This window comes from Geofilum sp. OHC36d9 (assembly GCF_052400685.1).
In the GTDB taxonomy this organism is placed as follows: domain Bacteria; phylum Bacteroidota; class Bacteroidia; order Bacteroidales; family Marinilabiliaceae; genus CAZHHH01.
Map to the genome: position 1 here is coordinate 1 of NZ_JBQTGJ010000047.1, position 746 is coordinate 746.

Below are 746 nucleotides of genomic sequence, written 5' to 3' on the forward strand. Positions count from 1 at the left end.
CCGATAACAAGCCAATTAATTCATCACTCCGACAGAGGGATTCAGTATTGTTGCTATGATTATGTGAACTATTTAACAGGTTGTAATATTCAAATTTCAATGACGGAAAATGGTGATCCTTACGAAAATGCGGTAGCAGAGCGAGTAAATGGTATTTTAAAAGATGAGTATGACTTGTTCGATACATTTGAGGATTACAACCACGCACATGAGGCCGTAAAAATAGCCATCAACAAGTACAACAACATTAGGCCACATCGCAGTTGCGACATGCTAACTCCAGCCCAGGCACACACTAAAACAGGAGGACTCAAAAAACATTGGAATAAAAAAAAGTATGTGACCACAACTGATTTTGAAATGCAAACATAAGCTTTTGATTATTGTGCTCAAGAACAAGCCCTTCGGGTTTTGAAATAAATCTCCACCTTCGTACCTCAGGTAGTATTTATCTCAAAATTCTTGCTCACAAAAATCTGCAAGCTTAAACAGTGCAAAACAAAAACAGTGTTCGAAAAAAAAATATTAAAATGTGATGTTGTAAATATATTAGTGACTAAAAAAAAGACTGTATATGGTGTTAGTACGTTATACAAAAGACGTATCTCGAAATAGGGATAACTTTTTAAAACCATCAAATTTTAAAAATAACAATCAGTTTGTTTTTAAAACCAGTATGATGTTTTATGTTTGTATCCCATTCAAGTAATGTTGTAAAATCTGTCAAGCTAATTTAGGATATTACA

The 746-nt window shown here is 33.5% G+C and carries 1 protein-coding gene; it reads left to right on the forward strand.

Annotated elements, in window-relative coordinates:
- Positions 1 to 372: transposase (locus ACT3CD_RS17235; RefSeq protein WP_444646911.1), on the forward strand; the 372-nt coding region annotated here is incomplete at its 5' end.
- Positions 373 to 746: the final 374 nt, after the last annotated feature.